This window comes from 'Chrysanthemum coronarium' phytoplasma (assembly GCF_000744065.1).
In the GTDB taxonomy this organism is placed as follows: Bacteria; Bacillota_I; Bacilli_A; order Acholeplasmatales; family Acholeplasmataceae; genus Phytoplasma; species Phytoplasma asteris.
Window position 1 is genome coordinate 1 of sequence record NZ_BBIY01000014.1, and the last position, 2,558, is coordinate 2,558.

Genomic DNA, 2,558 nt, shown 5'->3' on the forward strand with positions numbered 1-2,558 from the left:
TTTATTTAGAAAAAAATCTTTTAGGAACAGGTGAAGGCAGCACTAAAAAAGCCGCTGAGCAAAAAGCAGCCCAACAAGCATTATCCAAAGTTGCCAAACCCAAAGACCTACTCAACAACAAAGGCGGCAAAGAAAAGGAGCTTCAATAATAATATGGTTATGTTTCAAAAACTTTACGAAGATGGTTTTTTACAAGTAGAAAAAATGTTAATTCAAGAATACCAAAAATTAGGATTAACCTACCCTGAACTAACTATTTTGCTATTCTTACTAGATTTTTCCAAAAAACGCGTCTTTTCCTCCAACGCCTTAGCCAAAAAAGCAGGAATCACTAAAAAAGAAGTAGAACATATTTTAGAACAATTAATGTCAAAGGATTTTTTTGACCTTTCCCAAGAAACTAAAAACCATAAAATTATTGAAGTTTTTTCACTACACCCCACTTTTGCCAAGCTAGAAAAAATCTATCAAGACCAAATTCGCGAATCCAAACGCCAAAACCAACTTACCTTAATCCAACAAACTATTGAATATTTAGAACACAACAAAGGACAAACTCTTACATCTAACGAATTAGACTTAGTTAGAAATTGGTATCAAGACCAAGAATTTAGCCATGAAGAAATTAAAAACACAATTGAAGAAGCTCTTTGTGTTAAAAAAACCTCTGTTTTTTACATCAACACTTTGCTTGGCAAAAAGAAATTTTTGACAGTTATACCCGATGAAAAAGCAGACAAAGCCTTAGCAAAACTTTTTAAAAAAATAAAATAACAATCAGTTTGGGCAAACAAAAAGTCAAGCTTACTCTTTTTATGTGTTATAATTACTTATGTAATTATTTTTTTAGTATTTCAATTATTTTATTTATGAAAAATAACTAGTAAAGGAATTAAAAAGATGAAATTTTTAGCAACCAAACGAGGAAAAATCATTACTGGCATTATTTTTATTACTGTTACTCTTTATGTAGGTTTAGGTTTTTATATTTCTTTTAATCCTGTTAACTGGCTTTCTCCTAAAAAAGTTTGGGCAAAACAAGCAGCTCAAAATTTGTATAATTCAGTTGAAAAGTTAACAAAAGAAGAAAATAAAGGCAATGTTAATTCCAAACTTGCCATCATTAAAACTAATTTAGAAGCAGTAAATAAACACGTAATTGAATATTATAAAGAATCAACTAGCAATGAATACGAAGTAGTAAAAGACCTATACGAAAAAATTGTTAAAGAAAAAGACGATGCTTATGATTATTTACAAAAAAACGATAATAAAGCAGATGATACAATTTTTTCAAATATAAAAAAATTATTTAAAAACGATAATGCCAAAAACCTCCAAGAAAAAGTTAATAATTTAACCAAATAAAAACACCCTTATTAAGGGTGTTTTTATTATACATATAACAAAAAAACTACCTTAAAAAGGTAGTTTTTTTCATTTATAAATTATTTATTTTTTTGATTTAATAAAGACGCTTCAACAAACCCTTTAAATAAAGGATGTGGTTTTAATGGTCTTGACAAAAACTCAGGATGAAATTGTACTGCAATAAACCAAGGATGGCTTTTTAACTCAACAATTTCACAAAGCTTTTGTTCTTGATTTATTCCAGAAACAACAAAATCATTATTTTTTTCAAATAAAGCAACATAATGAGGATTCATCTCAAAACGATGACGATGTCTTTCATAAATTATTTCTTGATTATAAATAGCTTTACTTTTGGTGTTGGCTTTAAGATGGCACGGATAAGAACCTAATCGCAGGGTTCCTCCTAAATTGCTGTCAACTATTTTTTTAGTAATTACAGGATGCGGCGTCTTTTCATCAACTTCCAAAGAATTGGCACCTTGTAAATGTAGCACATTGCGGGCATATTCAATAACTGCTAACTGCATACCTAAACAAATCCCAAAGAAAGGAATATTGTTAGTTCTTGCATAATTAATGGCTAAAATTTTGCCTTCAATAGCGCGATTGCCAAAACCATAAGGAACTAAAATACCATCATAGTCTTCAAGCAAAGAAGAAATATTGTCTGGCGTTACTTTTTCAGCATCTATCCATTTAATTTCCAGTTTACAATTATATTGATAAGAAGCATGTTTAAGAGCTTCTATGATTGATAAATAAGCATCATGTAAAACAATGTATTTACCCACTAGAGCAATGACTACTTTTTTTTCTAAATTTTGGATGCGTGTAATTAGTTGTTTCCAGGATTGCAAATCGGCGTTTGAGAAATTAGTAAGTTTAAAATGTTGTAAAATAAAATCATCGATTCCTTGATGATGCAAGTTAAGAATCATTTGATATAAAATATCAACATCTAAGGCTTCAAAAATAGCTTGTGGATTGATGTCACATAAAGCAGCAATTTTATTTTTGGTTTCTGGGTTGATAGGAACTTCACTACGTAAGACCAAAATTTGAGGTTGTATTCCTAAAGCACGTAATTCTTTAACGCTGTGTTGGGTAGGTTTTGTTTTGATTTCTTGAGCTTTTTTTAAATAAGGAACTAAAGTGGTATGAAGATACAAAACATTGTGATAACC

The 2,558-nt window shown here is 29.7% G+C and carries 4 protein-coding genes; 3 read left to right on the forward strand and 1 reads right to left on the reverse strand.

Annotation, left to right across the window (positions count from 1 at the left end; all coding sequences use genetic code 11):
* From OYV_RS00865 to OYV_RS00875, 3 genes are all read left to right on the forward strand, one after another.
* Nucleotides 1-149, forward strand: a 149-nt coding sequence (locus tag OYV_RS00865) for a putative dsRNA-binding protein (protein WP_042067738.1), incomplete at its 5' end; no start/stop codon positions are given.
* A 4-nt stretch (nucleotides 150-153) separates the two neighbouring features.
* A complete protein-coding gene (locus OYV_RS00870) occupies nucleotides 154-774 on the forward strand; it encodes a DnaD domain protein (RefSeq protein WP_172642332.1) in 621 nt (206 codons plus the stop codon).
* Between the two features lie 126 nt (nucleotides 775-900).
* Nucleotides 901-1,368 (forward strand): hypothetical protein, encoded by a 468-nt coding sequence (locus OYV_RS00875; RefSeq protein ID WP_011160959.1) that lies wholly within the window; start codon nucleotides 901-903, stop codon nucleotides 1,366-1,368.
* A gap of 80 nt (nucleotides 1,369-1,448) precedes the next feature.
* Here OYV_RS00875 and OYV_RS00880 read toward each other — a convergent pair.
* On the reverse strand, nucleotides 1,449-2,558 hold a 1,110-nt coding region (locus OYV_RS00880; RefSeq protein WP_042067739.1), incomplete at its 5' end, for a CTP synthase.

Coding starts and splice junctions, on each gene's coding strand:
- OYV_RS00875 (WP_011160959.1), top strand. CDS start 901: ATGAAATTTTTAGCAACCAAACGAGGAAAAATCATTACTGGCATTATT.
- OYV_RS00870 (WP_172642332.1), top strand. CDS start 154: ATGGTTATGTTTCAAAAACTTTACGAAGATGGTTTTTTACAAGTAGAA.